17 protein-coding genes and 1 pseudogene are annotated in these 16,840 nt (G+C 51.2%); 15 read left to right on the top strand and 3 right to left on the bottom strand.

Translation table 11 applies throughout. The annotated features are described in order from the left end of the window. The first annotated feature begins 36 nt into the window (after positions 1 to 36). Positions 37 to 177, top strand: a complete 141-nt coding sequence (locus tag EL645_RS41895; protein ID WP_218032231.1) for a hypothetical protein — start codon at positions 37 to 39, stop codon at positions 175 to 177. On the opposite strand, the gene EL645_RS36520 is transcribed toward EL645_RS41895, so the two are convergent. Both EL645_RS36520 and EL645_RS36525 read right to left on the bottom strand, forming a co-directional pair. Then, on the bottom strand, positions 174 to 1,004 hold the full coding sequence (locus EL645_RS36520) for a zinc-binding alcohol dehydrogenase family protein (protein ID WP_218032232.1): 831 nt from the start codon (positions 1,002 to 1,004) through the stop codon (positions 174 to 176). The two genes, EL645_RS41895 and EL645_RS36520, sit on opposite strands and share 4 nt — an antisense overlap. An 83-nt stretch (positions 1,005 to 1,087) precedes the next feature. Further along, the gene (locus tag EL645_RS36525) at positions 1,088 to 1,411 is read right to left on the bottom strand and encodes an L-rhamnose mutarotase (RefSeq protein WP_126557310.1); all 324 of its coding nucleotides are present in this window, start codon (positions 1,409 to 1,411) and stop codon (positions 1,088 to 1,090) included. Between the two features lie 938 nt (positions 1,412 to 2,349). Between EL645_RS36525 and EL645_RS36530 the strand changes: the two genes are divergently transcribed. The 14 genes and pseudogenes from EL645_RS36530 (at position 2,350) to EL645_RS36585 (ending at position 14,556) form a co-directional block, all read left to right on the top strand. After that, positions 2,350 to 2,856 carry a helix-turn-helix domain-containing protein gene (locus tag EL645_RS36530; protein ID WP_126557311.1) on the top strand — a complete coding sequence of 169 codons (507 nt, stop codon included), beginning with the start codon at positions 2,350 to 2,352 and terminating at the stop codon, positions 2,854 to 2,856. Positions 2,857 to 2,870: 14 nt separating this feature from the next. Continuing rightward, positions 2,871 to 3,020 carry an AraC family transcriptional regulator gene (locus tag EL645_RS46090; RefSeq protein ID WP_371865849.1) on the top strand — a complete coding sequence of 50 codons (150 nt, stop codon included), beginning with the start codon at positions 2,871 to 2,873 and terminating at the stop codon, positions 3,018 to 3,020. Positions 3,021 to 3,390: 370 nt separating this feature from the next. Further along, a complete protein-coding gene (locus EL645_RS36540) occupies positions 3,391 to 4,356 on the top strand; it encodes a phytanoyl-CoA dioxygenase family protein (RefSeq protein ID WP_246035704.1) in 966 nt (321 codons plus the stop codon). 134 nt (positions 4,357 to 4,490) lie between these two features. Next, positions 4,491 to 5,063: a nucleotide exchange factor GrpE gene (locus EL645_RS36545; protein WP_126557312.1), complete on the top strand. Its 573-nt coding sequence runs from the start codon at positions 4,491 to 4,493 to the stop codon at positions 5,061 to 5,063. A gap of 143 nt (positions 5,064 to 5,206) precedes the next feature. Further along, a pseudogene (gene dnaK / locus EL645_RS46095) lies at positions 5,207 to 7,105 on the top strand (molecular chaperone DnaK). Positions 7,106 to 7,158: 53 nt separating this feature from the next. Next, a complete protein-coding gene (locus tag EL645_RS36555) occupies positions 7,159 to 8,151 on the top strand; it encodes a DnaJ C-terminal domain-containing protein (protein WP_126557313.1) in 993 nt (330 codons plus the stop codon). Positions 8,152 to 8,172: 21 nt separating this feature from the next. Next, entirely contained in the window at positions 8,173 to 8,550 is a 378-nt protein-coding gene (locus EL645_RS36560; RefSeq protein ID WP_126557314.1) for a chaperone modulator CbpM, read from the top strand. Positions 8,551 to 8,830: 280 nt separating this feature from the next. Further along, positions 8,831 to 9,478: a sugar phosphate isomerase/epimerase family protein gene (locus EL645_RS36565; RefSeq protein ID WP_126557315.1), complete on the top strand. Its 648-nt coding sequence runs from the start codon at positions 8,831 to 8,833 to the stop codon at positions 9,476 to 9,478. Positions 9,479 to 9,495: 17 nt separating this feature from the next. Then, the gene (locus EL645_RS39830; protein ID WP_161977990.1) at positions 9,496 to 9,633 is read left to right on the top strand and encodes a hypothetical protein; all 138 of its coding nucleotides are present in this window, start codon (positions 9,496 to 9,498) and stop codon (positions 9,631 to 9,633) included. Positions 9,634 to 9,758: 125 nt separating this feature from the next. Beyond that, positions 9,759 to 10,421: a Gfo/Idh/MocA family protein gene (locus EL645_RS36570; RefSeq protein ID WP_218032233.1), complete on the top strand. Its 663-nt coding sequence runs from the start codon at positions 9,759 to 9,761 to the stop codon at positions 10,419 to 10,421. A 95-nt stretch (positions 10,422 to 10,516) separates the two neighbouring features. Next, a complete protein-coding gene (locus EL645_RS41900; protein ID WP_218032234.1) occupies positions 10,517 to 10,696 on the top strand; it encodes a hypothetical protein in 180 nt (59 codons plus the stop codon). A 55-nt stretch (positions 10,697 to 10,751) separates the two neighbouring features. Further along, entirely contained in the window at positions 10,752 to 12,194 is a 1,443-nt protein-coding gene (locus EL645_RS36575) for a sulfatase family protein (RefSeq protein ID WP_126557316.1), read from the top strand. A gap of 4 nt (positions 12,195 to 12,198) precedes the next feature. Next, complete coding sequence (locus tag EL645_RS36580) at positions 12,199 to 13,563, top strand: sulfatase family protein (protein ID WP_126557317.1); 1,365 nt, start codon at positions 12,199 to 12,201, stop codon at positions 13,561 to 13,563. A 339-nt stretch (positions 13,564 to 13,902) separates the two neighbouring features. After that, positions 13,903 to 14,556, top strand: coding sequence for a hypothetical protein (locus EL645_RS36585; RefSeq protein ID WP_126557318.1), 654 nt, complete (start codon positions 13,903 to 13,905; stop codon positions 14,554 to 14,556). A gap of 62 nt (positions 14,557 to 14,618) precedes the next feature. Here the strand turns inward: EL645_RS36585 and EL645_RS36590 are convergent, their stop codons facing one another. Further along, positions 14,619 to 16,121 (bottom strand): APC family permease, encoded by a 1,503-nt coding sequence (locus tag EL645_RS36590; RefSeq protein WP_126557319.1) that lies wholly within the window; start codon positions 16,119 to 16,121, stop codon positions 14,619 to 14,621. Positions 16,122 to 16,840: the final 719 nt, after the last annotated feature.

Raw genomic sequence — 16,840 nt, forward strand, 5'->3', positions numbered from 1 at the left:
GACGGCTTTGATGATGCCACTAGCGCGATCGAACCAGTGGGGAAATTCATCGATCATGGTTTCTGTGCTGGCTCGATGGGTAATCCAGGCATCCAATTGAATCTGACCCGCTTCGAGATAGGAGATGATCTGCCGGAACTCTTTGCCTGTTGCGTTGCGGCTACTGAGCAGGGTTAGTTCATGGCTATGGAAATAGGGTCATTGAAGGAGACGTCGCCTTGAATGAGGCCGACAAAGATCAGGCGCCCACCATAAGCTACATAGTTGAAGGCGGCGCGCATGGAGTGTGGATTGCCGGTAGCGTCAAAAACGGCTGTGGGAAAGTCATCGCCATAGATTTTTTGCAGCGCGGCCTGGGCATCCTGTCCTCCATTGATGCAGGTAACCTCTGACCATTGTTGGCGGCAGAAATCCAGGCGGCTCTCACTGATATCCATCACCACCACTTGCGCGCCAGCCAGCAGGGCGAACTGCGTTACCGCCAGGCCAATCGGACCTGCTCCTACGACCAGGACTTGCTCGTCGGTTGCTAACCGGGCGCGTTCTACGGCGTGGGCACCAATGGCTAGCGGCTCGACCAGGGCTAACTGTTCAAACGAGAGCGTCCTGGCCGGGTGCAGGTGATCGGCGGGTACCAGTAGATATTCGCTCATACCGCCATCAATATGTACCCCGAGCACGCGAATGTTCATGCAGCAATTGGTTTTTCCTCGCCGACAGGGAGGGCATGTGCCGCAATTGAGATAGGGCTCGACGGCGCAGCGCATACCAACCGTGATCTGTTGTACCTGCTCTCCGACCGCTACCACCTCTACACCCAGTTCATGGCCCAGGATACGCGGATAATTAAAGAAGGGTTGTTCGCCACGAAAAGCATGCAGGTCAGTACCGCATACACCAATGGCCTTAACGCGGACCAGCACCTCATCGGGTCCCGGGGCCTGCGGTTCCACAGTTTGAATTAAGCGCAACTGGCCCGGTGCCTCCAACTGAATAGCTTTCATCTTATTCCCTCATCAATATGATTGAATCGTTTTGGTTTTAGTGGCGTTAGTATATATTGCCAATGCGAGCGACCTGGCGCGGCTCAGTCGGTATGAAAAACCTCTTTCATATTGGCCCACCACTCACCTTCAGCCTTATCCTCAAGCGGCTCCTGCATTGGATCGGTATGGGTCCACCACTCTTTCGTCTTCGGATCTGCGCCCATCTTCTTTTGATCGGCCTCAAAATCATTGCCAATATATTCAAAATACGCAAATAGCAGGTTTCCATGCCGAAAAATAGTGTAGTTGCGCATATTGCAGGCGGTAATAGTCTCTAGCACTTCAGGCCAGACGGCGGCATGGATACGTTCATAGTCTTTGATGCGGTCCGGCTTTACATGGATGATTTGGCCAAAGCGGCGCATAAGCACTCCTTTGCGTTACATGCTCTGCTGAGAGTTCTCGACATTAGAAATCGTTTTCTCTTTTAGAGTAGAAAAAAACCTTTCCGTTGTCAAGGGATCAACCTTTATCTCCAGGGCTTTTTAATTTTTCTCTTTGTCGCCTGCGGCGCCGGGTTGGAGGTGTGGAGTGTGTGGAGTGGGCGGCTGCGGCCGCTCACTCCACACCTGAAAGATATACATTCTCTGGACGAACATTACATAGCCCTGCCTTTATCGGCGCGCAGCGACAAAAAGGGCAGCCACCTGCAAGTGGTGGCTGACCCTTGATTGCTCGCTGTAACATCCAATTTGGAGGAGATGAGGTTATGGATGCTGTAAGGTACGCATGTAAGGCATGATCGCCGAAAGATTGTTTGTGCATATGCGTATTATCCGCACGACTAAGATGAGAAAAGAGTTTTTATCTGGCGCTTCCTTTCGCCAATTATTACATGTTTGAGTGTTATAAAGATGTGTTTAATGATAGAAAGGTGTTGGATGATCATCATTTTGTTCCAGGCGGCGACGGTGTTGGAATTACTCGGCTGTGATGTTCTCCTGGTTACTTATCACACTAATATTTATCGCCAGATGCGCAGCACCTGTAAAGGGTATTTATTGCTATTATTTTGCCTGCTTAAGTTATATTGACCAAGAAGTATGTACCTGGCTTGCATTCATCGTCTCTGCCTCTTTTTCATGACTATTGTGCAAGTAATATGACGTTTTTACCAGTTTTCCTTGCGATGTGGCACAATATAGTTAAGATTGGGTGGCTAAGCTACCAGGATTGGAGACGTGGTGACAACAGCGATGGAACTGGTAAATGGGATGCAGGCACTACGCGTGTCGGCGGGATGGAGCTTTGCGGAGCACGCGCATAACGGGATTGAACTGGTGGGGTCCTTCAAGGCCAGGTGATGTTAGATGCGGCCCAGCACCAATGGCAGATCAAAGCTGGACAGGTGGTCTCGATCCCACCGCTATTGCCACATAGCTGGTGGAGTCGTGAGCAGACATTGTTGAATGTCTTGCACCTGGATTATACGCCGCGTGATCTGGCTCAACGTCTGGTACCAGGCAATTATCCGCGCTTGATTACGCTGGCAAAACCTCAGTTCGCCGAATATGAGGCCCTCTTCCAGCGCTTATTAACGCTGGTGGAGCAGTCTCCCTCAAAACAGGAGCGCCTGCTACGGGCTTACCTGGAAGTATTTGTCCTTACCTTGCTAGAGGGCGATCAAGTGCAAGATCCCGCGACTATTGCCATCTATGAGGTTGCCGCATATATGCAAACCCACCTCGATGAGCCGATATCGATTGCTCGCCTGGCGCAGCAGTTTTTAATGGCTGATGTTACCCTGCGCCGCCATTTCCATGCTGTCTTTGGTCTTTCCCCAAACAATATCTCCTGGATCTGCGTTTAAAAGAAGCACAACGTCTGCTTGCTACTACCGAGCTGACCCTGCAAGAAGTGGCTGCCCAGACCTGTTTCTTTGATCTGGCTCATTTCTCTTCTACCTTTCGTCAACACTATGGTCTCTCTCCTTCCCAATGGCGTGCTCTTCACAAGCAAGCAGAAGATTATTAGCCTGTTGTTCCTGTGCGGGCGGGCGCTGGCGCGCCCACACAATAAAAAATGATGGTTGCCTCACACAATAAAGATAGTGCTTTCTACAATAGATAATAGAATTTCATGCTTTTTAATTATGTGCTGCAAGAATTGCGATTTAGTACCATTCTTGCAGCACATAATTAAAAGGGTTCGGGCGCGTCAGCGCACGCAGTAGGAATAGGGACTGATCGTTTTTTACAAATGAGAGATTGCTTTCTCCTAAGTCAGTGCGGATGTGTATGCGTATACTTATTCGTACATAGGGGCGGCGCTGACGATTAGCACGAACCTGATGGGGTTCGTGAACTCCATGATTATGGGTTGGCTGCTCCAAAGGAGGAATTTGTTGAGTACACAGATGCGCGCCTTATCGCTGATCAGCAATGGCTATCAGCTAGCGCAAACGCCACAACGCCTGGGCTGGTTAGAGCCCACTGATCCTACTTTGCCGATCGAGCAATTACGCCAGCGCTATCGCGCCGCCGGTTATCTCTGGCTGAAAGGCATACTCAATCGTGAGACGGTGCTGACCTTTCGCCGCCGTGTGTTTGAGGCCATGCAGGTCAGTGGACTGCTGGCAAAGGATAGTGATTCTGAAGAGGGGATTTATGCAGGCTGGATTGAGCATAAAGAGCTGGCGCATAAAATTTTTATGGAGGTCCATCGCTGGCCGGAGTATGAAGCTTTTTGTACTGCCCCTGAAATTGTGCGTTTCTATGAGGCCTTTCTAGGGGGCGAAATCTATCTCCATAAACGCAAGCTGATCCGCTACAATGTGCCAGGTGACGCCAGAAGCACCGGGGCGCATTACGACCTGGTCTATCTACGTGGAGGGACCGATCGTCTCTGTAGTAGTTGGATACCTCTTGGCGATACACCTGTTGAGCTTGGTGGCTTGACTTACCTGGAAGGCTCGGACGCCCTGGGACGCAAAATGGAGGCTGAGTTCGCGCTGAAAAATGCCGATCTACCTCCTGAAGAACGTATCAGCGCCTTTAATAAAAATATGCGTGAAGGCTGGCTCACTAATAATTTGCCAGAACTGGCCGAAAGGATTAACAGTCGCTGGCTGATTGCCGATTATGAGATCGGAGACATGGTTATCCACAGCCCCTATATGATCCATGCCGCTACCGTTAACTATGATCCACATGGCTGTATCCGCCTCTCAACCGATATTCGCTACCAGCTTAAAGATGATGACATCGACATGCGCTGGACCAACCACTACTACCCGGAGATATGCTTTAGTTGTTTGTACACCTTGTTTCTTTTTCAATCGTGTCTGCTACAGCAATGGAATAAATGCTAAACTCCATTGCTGTACTTTTGCGTTTTAGGCCCTCTCGAACATAATATATTTTTCGCGTATTAAAATGAAGATGAGGGAAAGTGTCAGACAGTTCTTCACTTTTCTTTTGAATAGATTTGGAAAGGTTGGTTGATATGAGTCAGAATGATGCGCAGAAGCCACAGGCTGAAGATGTACAGGCTGATACCATTACACAGCAAGAAGAGACTGCTACGACTTCCGTTGAGCAACAGTTGGCCCAGGAGCAGCAGAAATGCGCAGAATACCTTGATTTATTGAAGCGTTCGCAGGCCGATTTTATTAATTATAAACGTCGTGCGAGACAGGAGCAGGCTGAGGCCAGAGCAAGTGCCCAGGCGGCATTGTTCGAAAAAATCTTACCGGTCCTGGATGATCTGGGACGTGCAATGAGCTCCATGCCACCAGAACTGGCGAATAACGCGTGGGCCCGGGGTGTGGATCTGGCGGCCCGTCAGTTGATTAATACACTGGAGCAGTTAGGCGTAAAAGCAATCGGCGAACCGGGCGAGACGTTTGACCCCTATAAACATGATGCAATTTTACGTATGGCCAGCAAAGAACATCCCGAAGGCACGATTATTCAGGTGGTGCGTCCAGGTTATATGCTGGGAGATCGTGTGATACGTCCGGCTCAAGTAGTTGTCTCCACATCTTCATCAGATGAAGAAGATGTGGAAAAGTCCTGAGATCATTGTTGTACTGGCACTACATGCAATGTCTGATAGCGTCCATGGCAAATTCTAGCGTGCTGCTGGTATGTTGGCGATCATTTGTATAGATGTACTACAAATTTGCTTGTGGTATCTATATGCGAAGGGAGCAAGAAGCTATGGCAAAAGTGCTCGGTATTGATTTAGGGACAACCAATTCGGTGGTGGCGGTGATTGAGGGTGGCGAACCAACGGTGTTAGAGAATAGTGAAGGAGCTCGCCTGACTCCCTCTGTGGTGGCTATTACCAAAAATGGCGAGCGCCTGGTGGGGCAGATCGCCAAGCGCCAGGCGGTAACTAATGCGGAGAATACCATTTTTTCTATCAAGCGTCTGATGGGCCGTAAGTTTGATGATCCTGAAGTCAAGCGGACGCAAGAGATGGTACCCTATAAAATTACGCGCGCGCCCAACGGGGATGTACGTGTAGTGCTGGCGGGCCGTGAGTATAGCCCGCCGGAAATTTCGGCGATGATCTTACAGAAATTGCGCACCGATGCAGAAACCAGGCTCGGTGAGAAGATCTCGCAGGCTGTGATTACGGTTCCCGCCTACTTTAATGATACCCAGCGCCAGGCCACTAAAGATGCCGGTACTATTGCTGGCCTGGAAGTGTTGCGTATCATCAATGAGCCCACTGCCGCTTCCCTGGCCTATGGGCTGGACAAGAAGCATGATGAGATGATCGCCGTCTATGATCTGGGTGGGGCACCTTCGATATCTCCATTCTGCAATTGGGCGATGGGGTATTTGAAGTGAAGGCGACCAATGGTGATACCCATCTGGGCGGTGATGACTTTGATCAACATATCATTAATTGGCTGGCCGACAAGTTTCGCCAGGAGCAAGGCATCGATCTACGCAATGATCGGATGGCTTTGCAGCGTCTTAAAGAGGCTGCTGAACGGGCCAAGATCGAGCTCTCTACCGTCCAGCAAACGGAGGTAAATCTTCCTTTTATTAGCGCAGATAGTAGTGGTCCTAAACACCTGGTTATGACGCTGACTCGCTCTCAATTGGAGCAGATGGTCGGCGATTTGATTGAGCGTACACGTGTTCCAGTTACCAAGGCTTTGCAGGATGCTGGTATTCAGGCCAGCCAGGTTGATGAAGTGGTGCTGGTGGGTGGACAGACCCGTATGCCTGCCGTGGTTGAGTTGGTGCGCCAGATTTTTGGCAAAGATCCTCATAAAGGGGTCAATCCAGATGAGGTAGTGGCGATCGGTGCCGCGATCCAGGCGGGCGTGTTACAGGGAGATGTTAAGGATGTGCTGTTGTTGGATGTTACGCCCTCTCTCGCTGGGAGTGGAAACGTTGGGCGGGATGATGACGCCTCTGATTGAGCGCAATACCACTATTCCATCGCGCAAGAGTGAGATGTTCAGTACGGCTGCGGACAACCAGCCCGCGGTTGAGATTCATGTGCTACAGGGTGAGCGTAAGTTTGCTCGTGATAATAAGAGTTTGGGGCATTTCCAGCTTGAGGGGATCGCTCCGGCGCCTCGTGGTGTCCCTCAAATTGAGGTTGTGTTTGATATCGATGCGAACGGCATTTTGAGTGTGACTGCTCGCGATAAAGCTACCGGCAAGGAGCAGAAGATTACCATTACGGCCTCTAGCGGACTCTCAAAGGATGAAGTGGAGCGTATGGTGAATGAGGCTGAGCTCCATGCCCAGGAGGATCAGCAGCATAAAGAAGAGATAGAGCTGCGCAATCGCGCTGATAGCGTGGCCTATCAAGCGGAACGAACCCTTAAAGAGGTTGGTGAGAAGATTTCTGCTAGCTTGCGTACCGAGATTGAAGAGAAGATCAAGCGGGTACGGGATGCGCTGGCCGGTAGTGATGTCGTAGAAGTTCGCAGTAGCTCTGAAGAGCTGGAGCATACCATGCAGCGTGTGGGCCACGAGGTCTATAGCCAACCAGGTGCTGCGGCCGAGGCAAGTAGTTCGGCCGGTTCTACACAATCCTCGCCAGAAGATGACTCGGGGACCATTGAAGGCGAATTCCGCGAAGTGTAAAATGGCCGAACGTCGTTCTTTTGGATAGATGCAGGAAGAGAGTGAGATATGCGATGGCTGTTGATTATAAGGATTACTATAAAATCTTAGGGGTTAGCAAGGATGCTGACCAGAAAGAGATTCAACGCGCTTTTCGTCGATTGGCTCGCCAGTATCATCCTGATGTTAATCCTGATAATAAAGAAGCCGAAAATAAATTTAAGGAGATTAATGAGGCCAATGAGGTCCTATCTGATCCTGAGAAGCGGAAAAAGTATGATGAGCTGGGTGCCTACTATCAGCAGTATGGATCGTGGCCGGGACAGGGCCGCGCGGCAGGCGAGGGCGCTCCGGGTGGTTTTGGTGGAGGCAATTATCAATACCGCACTGTGAATGAAGAGGATCTGGAGGATCTGTTTGGTGGCAACGCACCATTCTCGGATTTCTTTGAGACGTACTTTCATTCAGGATTTTCTGGCGCTCAGGCACGCCGATCTCGTGCGGGGACCGCTGGGCAGCGGGCACGTCAGGCGGCACCCGGGCAGGATGTGGAAGCCGAGGTGGAGGTTTCGCTACCCGAGGCCTATCAAGGGTCACAGCGCGTGCTTGAATTAGCCCAGCCAGATGGGAGTACACGTCGCCTTGAGGTGAAAATTCCAGCTGGCGTCGATGAAGGTTCGCGCATTCGGATCGCGAATCAGGGGGCGCAGGGGGCGCCGCGTGGGCATCTCTACTTGCGTGTGCATATGCGCCCTGATCCTCAATATACGCGTGAAGGAAGTACCCTGCGCACCAAATTATCGGTCCCTCTGACCACAGTTATACTTGGTGGAGAGGTCCCGGTTCCCATTCCAGATGGGCGCCGTCTGATGTTGCGTATCCCACCTGGCACCAATGATGGTCGTGCATTCCGTCTACGCAATCAGGGTATGCCAGTAAAGATCGGGCATCCGGAGCAGCGCGGAGATTTTTACGCGGAGGTCCATGTAAACGTACCTACACAACTCACTGATGAGCAGCGGCGTCTCTTTGAAGCCTTTGCTCATTCACTGGGCTCGACTAATTAAGATGTGAGAGGAGATGCACTTATGTCTGACTCACAGTTATCATCGCGAATCACAAAAATCGTGTTGCTCGGTCCGCAGGAATCCTATACCTATAGTGAAAGGGAGATTCTGGATTTTTGCCGTTTAGAGCAACCATTTGTGTTGCATTTAGCCGAGGTAGGTCTGATTGGACGCCTGGATGTTGGCAGTATGGAACACAATTATAGTGAAAAAGATCTGCGCCTATTGCGTCGCGCCTATCGTTTGCAGCGCGACCTGGATATCAATCAGGCTGGCGTTGAGGTTGTTCTGCGCCTGCTCATTCATGTGGATGAGCTGCACCAGGCCCTGGCCCGGTATGTTTCACCTGCGGAGGCTCCATCTGCGGAGGTTCCACCTGAGCCAAAACCAGCTGAATAAATGACGATACGTGAAATAGTATACGCGCCCTTCGTGGGCGCTTTTTTTATTCCCCAGACACAATTTGTAGACATGATAGCCTTGACAGCGCAAATGCTTCCATGTTAAGAATAACAAAACAGATTGAAACTAGATGAAATGCAGCATAACATTACTATGGTTTTATCTGTTTTTCGCGCCCACCAGTTAAATATCGACTAATTAGTAGAAGTAATTCGTAGGTAGACAGACCGGTCGCTATTTCCAATTTACCAGCGGCAAATAGAGAAGGACAACTGCAATGAGGCTTGGTTGTAATACGGTACTGTTCTCTGCGCGTGATCTGCCCGGAGCTTTGGAGCGGGTTGCGTGGTGTGGTTTTACAGAAGTTGAGCTGGCAGCGATTCCTGGAATGTGTGAGCACGTTGTACCGGGACACGATGATCCAGTTCGAGTGAAGGCTCAATTGGAAGAAGTTGGTTTGCGTGCGGTTGCCATTGAGGCGGCCACCAACCTTACTGATCCCAATAATCTGCCACGTTTTATCTCAGTCCTGCGCTTTGCGGCAGCGTTAGGGATTGAAGTTGTGAATACCGGGAGCGGTGGGAAGACCGGCAATGTCGAATCTGAGCAGGCAGCTTACGCGGCCATTCGGCAACTGGCGCCGCTGGCCTCTGATCTAGGCGTGCGCGTTGGTATCAAAGCACATGTTAATCAGGCCATCGATAACACTGCCAGGGCGCTCCAGGCCCTGGATGCACTCCCGATACCTGGCTGGGGCATTAATTTTGATGCCAGCCATCTTTATCGTTTAGGCGATGATGTTGTAGCGTCAGCCAGACTGCTCGGCCCGCGCCTGGCCTCGGTTCATATCCGCGATACCATGGAGAAGATCATCCCCATTGGACCCCTAAAACTCAGATTCCTGGCCGTGGCACCATTGATCTAGCAGGTGTCTTACAGGCATTGCAGCAGGCGCATTATCGTGGTCCGCTCAATCTCGAAGTTATTGGCGGGGCTACGCTAGAAGATTGGCAGGCCAGCGCCATAGCTGCCGAGAGCCATGGCTATCTAGCGCGTATTATGCAGACCTTGGATGTTTGATTGCTAGCTATTCCATCTGGATAAGCGCAATATGTACGTGCGGTCCTGGCGGCCGCTTAATAACTATTGATAGCGCAGCGCTAAATTTTTCGTTCCTCAATGCAAGGTTGCAAGAAAGGGGCAGCATGAGCAAGTTAAAAGTAGCTGTTATCGGACTGGGCCACATTGGAAAGAATCATGCTAATTGGTATAGCAAAAATCCAGATGCCGAAATTGTCGCGTTCTGTGATCTGCTGCCAGAGCGTGTGGATCTGGTGGCGCAGCAGTATGGCGTGAAGGCCTATCATGCGATCGACGAGATGCTGAGCTCTGAAGAGATCGATGCGGTCAGTGTGGCCACGGCTGGTCCTGAAAATGGTGGACATCACTATGAGCCAACCATGCAATGTTTACAGGCTGGTAAGCATGTGCTGGTCGAGAAGCCGATCTCCAATAATATCGAGCATGCCCGTGAGATGGTGCGTTTTGCTAAAGAGCGGGGCCTCCTGCTAGGTGTAGACCTCAACCACCGTTTTACTCCAGCTGCTGATCGGGTCAAGCAGTTGTTGACTGAAGGGGTAATGGGAGAGGTATTATTTATTAACATGGCCCTCTGGATTAATAATCCCAACGAATCTTCTCCCTGGTTTCATTTGCGCGCCCTGCATCCCCATTCGATTGATGTCATGCGAACCTTTGGAGGGCCGGTTCAGCGCGTACAGGCCTTTATGTACAAGGGGCCTGGCCGTAAGATCTGGTCTAATGCTTCGGTGAATATGCAGTTTGCCAGCGGGCTATTGGTCATCTAACCGGTAGTTATGATGCCAGTTCATTCCATCCCATTGAGCGCTGTGAGGTCGGCGGCAGTAAAGGCCGGGCCGTCATCGAGAATGTTTTTCAGCGCATGGAATTTTTTCCGCGTGAGAGCCGTGACAAGCTGGTGTTTGAAAATCCGATCATGGGCGGAGGCATGGGCAATTTCGATGATACTTTTCGCAATCGTATCAATGCGTTTGTGACCCAGGTCTTGCAGGGTGGTCCCTGGATGCTTCCGGTGATGATGGGCTGGCCGCGCAAGAAGTGATTGAGGCCGCCATTCGTTCCTGGGAGCGTGGAACCATCGAGGAGGTGCCCAACGGATGAATATTGTCTTGATTGCACTGGACACCCAACGGGCTGATCATCTGGGTTGTTATGGCTATCCCAAACCGACCAGCCCCTTTATCGATAGCATTGCTGAGCAGGGTGTATTGTTCGAACGTTGCTATGCGCCCAACATTCCGACTCATCCTAGCTTTACCACCATGTTGACGGGCAAAGAGGCCATCACCCATGATATCGTCAACATCGGTGGTGGGGTGCCGATCGCGCATGGGGTGCGTCTCCTGCCAGAGATCCTCAAGGAGCATGGGTATGTGACGGCGGCCGTTGATAGCATGGAGCGCCACTTCCCACGCGGTTTTGATGAATATATTACCTATGCCTGGGATCGCTCGGTACCAACTATCCTGCGCAAGGCCGAGACGGTCACTGAAAAAGCTTTACCAGTGATTGAGCGCCTGCGTGAGCAAGCACAGCCTTTTTTCCTGTTCTTGCACTACTGGGATCCCCATACTCCTTATCTGCCCCCACCTGGATATACCCACAAGTTTTATCCAGCGGGGCGCGATCCTTATGCGCTGGATAACCATAGTATGGATGAAGCCTGGAACTGGGAGCCGTTCCGCTGGTATTTCCATGAATGGATGCCTGGTGTCACCGATGCCGAGTTTGTTATCAATCTCTATGATGGCGAAACCGCCTATATGGATGAGCATCTGCGTCGTATCTTTGCCGCCCTGGAACCTGTGCAGGAGGAGACACTGGTCATTCTGACCGCTGATCATGGTGAGATTCTCAATGAGCAGCAAGGCTACTTCGACCATCACGGCCTCTATGAAGGAAACGTCCATGTGCCTTTGATCTTCTACTGGCCCCAAAAATTGCCGGCTGGTCGTCGTGTGCCCGGCTTTGTACAGAATCTGGATCTGGCCCCGACCTTGCTGGATCTGGTTGGCGTGCCCGATCGCGATGCTATGGAGGGAGTGAGCCTGCTGGCGCCAATCTTTGGGTTGCGCGATAGTAACTATGACGAGCTTTATCTGTCCGAGGCCACCTGGGAGGTCAAGCGCGCTATTCGCAATACGCGCTGGAAATTGATCGATTCCATCGAACCAGATCCGCATGGTCGACCTATGCAGGAGTTGTTTGATCTGCAGCAAGATCCTGAGGAGCAGCATAATCTGCTCGATGAGCAGCCCGAAGTAGCGCGTGAGTTGAAGCGGCGACTGGATGCCTGGGTGGCCCGGCGCTTGCAGGAAACAGGTCGTTCGCTTGATCCTTTGTGTGAGCAGGGCCGCTGTGGGAGGAGAATTGGGACGCCTAAGCCTGGTGAGGTGATTGGAGCAGGGGCTACGCCGCTGTCAGAGCGCACACAGGACATGGCGGCCACTATTCCTTCACCCGAGGCATTGACTGTACCCAATGAATTGCAGGATCAGGACAAAGGGGTTCGCTTGCATGGCTACGTCAAGGATGAATAAACGTATGACTTTTGCAGAGAATTTGCCCAACATTGTGGTGGTGGCGATCGACAGTCTGCGTGCTGACCATCTGGGCTGTTATGGTTATACGCGACCAACTTCGCCGCATATCGATGCTCTGGCCGCTGAGTCCCAGGTTTTTGAGCAGGCGTTTGCCGCTGGCATTCCGACTATGCCTTCTTTCACCACCCTTTACACGGGGCTGCATCCTTATCGCCATGGTATTGTGTCGCATTCGGGTCAGCGTCGCCTCTCTTCCTCGATTCAGATGCTGCCTCAGATGCTGAAGCAGCGAGGCTATATCACGGCGGCCTGTGATAATCTGGCAGTGCAGGGTGAGGGTCGTGGCAGCTGGTTCGCGCGCGGCTATGATTACTATTCGGGTTTTCTCTACAAACCCTTTGGGGATCAGAGTAAGCAGCTGACCGACCGGGCTCTGAGCCTGTTGCAGGAGTACGCCGATCAGCCGCTGTTCTTGTTCCTACATTATTGGGATCCTCACACCCCTTACGCGCCTCTTCCTCCGTATGACACCTTACATTACGAGCCGGGTTCGGGTCCCATCGACCTGGCCGAGGTGCGCAAAATCCAGCCAGCATACTACGATGCCTTTCTGGACGATATGCACCTGCGCCATCCCGATGATTATGCCTATGTTGTGGCCCAGTATGATGGGGAGATCAGTCAGGTAGATGTTGAGGTTGGCCGACTGGTCCACGCCCTTAAGGCGCAGGCATTGTGGGAGAATACCATTTTTGTGCTCCTCTCCGATCACGGGGAATGCTTTGGTGAAGGCAATTTCTATTTCGATCATCATGGCTTGTATGATGCCGTGACTCGTATTGCGCTACTGCTCCACCAGCCCCAACAGCCGGCTGGCCGTATTACTACGATGGTTTCACACCTGGATATCGTGCCGACGCTTGGTGCGCTTGTTGGCCTGGCAGCCTTGCCCTACGCTCTCGATGGCGTGAACCTGTTGCCATTGCTAGCTGGCTCGATGTCCATGCCACATCCCTATCTCGTCTCGGTTGAATCTTCGCGTCAGGCCTCGATTGCCCTGCGCGCCCCCGAATGGAAGGTCATTGTGCCCATTATAGAGGATGTCCAGGGTCAACCCTTGCCAGATTTTTATGGCAGGCCACGTTCACCGGAGCCCTTACTTTTTGATTTGCGTCACGATCCCGCTGAGCAGCAAGATCTCAGCCAGCAAGAGCCCGAGAAGCTGGTTGAAATGCTCGACCTGCTACGCAAATGGCGTATGCGCATGTCAACGATTGCCGGTGAAGCCGATCCCATTCAAGTACAGGGTTTGAGCCTGAACTATGAACGTTTTATGCAACGTTTACTGGCCCGCCAAAAAACATAATACGCAGTTCAAATGCACCCATACTTTTACAATGGGTGCGTTTATTTATTACAATAAATGAATGTAATATAAAAATCAGTCAGGGCTATTTCATGTTTCTCTTTGGCGCCTGCAGCGCCGGGTTGGGGGTGTGGAGTGTGTTTGGTGGGCTGCGGCCGCCGCAGCCCACCAAACACACTCCACACCTGAAAGATGTACATTCTCTGGATAAACATTAGATAGCCCTGAAAATCAGTCAAGGATATTTATATTTATCTTATACTACGTTATAATCTATGTACGTATTTACAAGTTATAATATGCTTAATCTGATTGCATAAACAAAAAAGGATGTTTTGTATGCTAGAAACAGATACTAATTCGACAATTACGCCGGGATACACAATTAATCGTTATGCTGCGGTTGGCAGATCTATTGGGATGCTCTGGCTGCTCTTCGCTGGCACGGTTTTTCCATTTGGCTTTGTGTTTTTCGGTCACATTACGGTCCTGACCTGGATACTTGGTGGTATCGCGCTCTGTGTCTTTGTCCTATTAATGCTACTTAGCTTTGGCCATCTGCGCCTGGCCCGCAAGGTACCAATGGCCGAGAAGACGCCTGAGAACCTCAGCTATGCCCGGCGCCTGCAGCGTTGGTTTATCGGCGCCATCATTTTTGAGATAGTTGGGATCATTCTTTCGGTTACCATCCTTCCCATGTTTCATCATGCGGAACTAGAATTACCTGTTATTCTACTCTTCATTGGTATACACGAGATTCCTATTGCCCGTGTCTTTGGGGTACCAGCCTATCTGTTCATGGGTGTAATCTGGTGCCTGATCATTATTGCTATTCTCATTTTTGTGCCGTCCTCAACGCAGATCAATGGCTATGCCGCCTGGGATTTCCTGCCGACGCTCATCTGTATGCTGGCTGCCTGGATTACGGTGGCCTATCTGAATGTAGAAGGACGTCGTTTAATGCGCAATGCAAGCGCGCAGCCAGCGTTGTAGTGATGATGCCAGGCCAGGATGGCTCATGCTGAGATGGGCCATCCTGGCCTGGCTGTTTTGTTTTAAGCGGTAGTCTGGGCGATTATCTCTTCGTCGCTAACATCACCTTTGACTGAGCGTTGGCCAACGAAGAAGAGTGCAATACCAATGATTAAGGAGATCACGCCGATCCCGCCAATCCAGAGAATCCATTGTTGGTAAGAGATCAAGCTGGTCCAGGGCCCGGTGAAGGTGACGTATACGCCGACCGCACTGGCAAGCAGACCCAGGATCGAGCAGACATAGAAGACCCAGTCAGGTGCCAGGCGGGCCCGTATGAAGTCTTCGTGATACTTGCTGCGAATGATGATTACATCAATGAAGAGGATGACCATTGAGACACACCAGATGACGGTGACGGCGGCCTGCAGGATATCATAGATGACGGTGGAGAGGTCTGCGGGCTTCAGGCCAGTATTCAGGGCATAAGGTGCGATAACAAAAGTAATAATGGTGAAGAAGGCGGCAATAATGCTCTGCGTCAATACCGCTACCCAGGGAACTTTATTGGCATTGACTCTACTGATCACGGCGGGCATGCGGCGGTCGAGGCCAGAGACGAAGAGTAGGCGTCCAAACGAGTAGTTGTAGACGGCTGTGTTGAACAGGAAGAAGCCAATAAAGATGATGTTTACGATCACCCCCAGAAATGGTCCGACGGCCCCAAAGCTGGATTGAACCGCCTGAGCGATCGCGGCCGGACTGCCCTGGGCGCTGACCGGTTTGACGGCGTTCATCACTCCAAATGTGATCAGCAGATAACCTGCGATAACGACGGCTGAGCCCCAGAGTAGGTAGCGTGTGATTGAACGCGGATGGGTGATCTCGACCCCCATATTTAGCGGTACTTCAACGCCGAGCAGTGCCAGAATGACCGTCCCATAGAAGGTCCATGTTGAAGGTACGGGGAGCCAGTTGTGCCCTGCATAATCGACGGGCGCGGGATGGCCGCCGAAAATGGCGAGTAGCCCCGCCAGCCCAACCAGTAGGATGGCGCCGCCGTAGGCAACAAAAATCACATTGACAAAATTCTGGGTGACGCGGAAGCGCAGGATCGAAAGGATGAATGAGAAGACAATGACCAGAAAGATAATCAACCCCTGCTGCCACGGCTCGGTAAGCCAGCTGCTGTTCAACTGCTGGATCAGTGACACCACACCATCGCCGGTGGCGATCATTACCAGGATACCAGGCCACCAGGCGCAGAAGCCTGCGAAAAAACCCATGAAAGGCCCAAAGGCTTTGTTGGTCCAGATATAAATTGAACCCTCATTGGGGAACATCAGGCCGAGCTGGCCGGTAACAATTGCGCCAGGAATCAGAAAGGTGATAAAGCCAAGCGTCCAATATAAATATGCCGAGGGCCCGGCGCCACCAGCCATCACTGCCCCATTGCTGGCAAAGAGCACGATGGCGACAAAAATAGCTACCATGTCAAAAGAATTGAGGACTTTGGGGAGGATGCCGCCAGCTATGCGCTCTGAACGTAAGGTGCCACCAGGTATGTTCTCTACATTAGTCTCCATGGAACGTTAACCCGCCTTTCAGCTATTCAGAAATACTGTACCCAATAAATCGGTGATGCTCAATGATATGTCCTTAGAACATCATTGTTCTGCTGAAATGAGTGAGGTCTTTTTAATTCCCGGTGAGATTGATAATCGCAGGCCTGCTTACTTAATCCAATGATAGCATGCTATGGCTGTGATTTCAATCTAAAACATTTCTTATCTATGAGTGTATCTGAACCTCGCGATATCCGCACTCTTTGTCCATATGCCTTTACACCTGCGGTGCTCAACATCGTTTTATGGTGTGGTGTAGAAAATGCGCGCCGCGCATTTTCTACACCACACCATAAAAAATTGCTCGGGTGCGCCAGCGCACGTCCGCAGAGGAGCAATTATCTGATCCCAGAGCTTTTTAATGCCTGTCCAGGTGTGGAGTGTGTTTGGTGGGCGGCCGCCCACCAAACACACTCCACACTCCCACCCGGCGCCGCAGGCGCCAAAGAGAAACATGAAAAAGCCCTGATCTGACCCTTAGAACAATTGGCAAATGCGTCGATATATCGTACAATAGTAAGTGTCAGGAATTATATGAATTAAGATAGTTCTTGATCCCAGACGTATGAAAGGAGGAAAGGGAAACACCGTAACCATCTAAACACTGTTACTGTAATCTGTTCCACTTTGCCTGTTTTTCCTTTGCTATACAGGTAATGACGCCTGTCTATCATGTAGAT

Origin of the sequence: Dictyobacter kobayashii, from assembly GCF_003967555.1 — a bacterium.
GTDB lineage: Bacteria > Chloroflexota > Ktedonobacteria > Ktedonobacterales > Ktedonobacteraceae > Dictyobacter > Dictyobacter kobayashii.

Excerpts from the sequence above, each read along its gene's own strand:
- EL645_RS36520 (WP_218032232.1), bottom strand. The coding sequence starts at position 1,004 with ATGAAAGCTATTCAGTTGGAGGCACCGGGCCAGTTGCGCTTAATTCAA.
- EL645_RS36525 (WP_126557310.1), bottom strand. The coding sequence starts at position 1,411 with ATGCGCCGCTTTGGCCAAATCATCCATGTAAAGCCGGACCGCATCAAA.
- EL645_RS36530 (WP_126557311.1), top strand. The coding sequence starts at position 2,350 with ATGTTAGATGCGGCCCAGCACCAATGGCAGATCAAAGCTGGACAGGTG.
- EL645_RS36545 (WP_126557312.1), top strand. The coding sequence starts at position 4,491 with ATGAGTCAGAATGATGCGCAGAAGCCACAGGCTGAAGATGTACAGGCT.
- EL645_RS36555 (WP_126557313.1), top strand. The coding sequence starts at position 7,159 with ATGGCTGTTGATTATAAGGATTACTATAAAATCTTAGGGGTTAGCAAG.
- EL645_RS36560 (WP_126557314.1), top strand. The coding sequence starts at position 8,173 with ATGTCTGACTCACAGTTATCATCGCGAATCACAAAAATCGTGTTGCTC.
- EL645_RS36565 (WP_126557315.1), top strand. The coding sequence starts at position 8,831 with ATGAGGCTTGGTTGTAATACGGTACTGTTCTCTGCGCGTGATCTGCCC.
- EL645_RS36570 (WP_218032233.1), top strand. The coding sequence starts at position 9,759 with ATGAGCAAGTTAAAAGTAGCTGTTATCGGACTGGGCCACATTGGAAAG.
- EL645_RS41900 (WP_218032234.1), top strand. The coding sequence starts at position 10,517 with ATGGAATTTTTTCCGCGTGAGAGCCGTGACAAGCTGGTGTTTGAAAAT.
- EL645_RS36575 (WP_126557316.1), top strand. The coding sequence starts at position 10,752 with ATGAATATTGTCTTGATTGCACTGGACACCCAACGGGCTGATCATCTG.
- EL645_RS36580 (WP_126557317.1), top strand. The coding sequence starts at position 12,199 with ATGACTTTTGCAGAGAATTTGCCCAACATTGTGGTGGTGGCGATCGAC.
- EL645_RS36585 (WP_126557318.1), top strand. The coding sequence starts at position 13,903 with ATGCTAGAAACAGATACTAATTCGACAATTACGCCGGGATACACAATT.
- EL645_RS36590 (WP_126557319.1), bottom strand. The coding sequence starts at position 16,121 with ATGGAGACTAATGTAGAGAACATACCTGGTGGCACCTTACGTTCAGAG.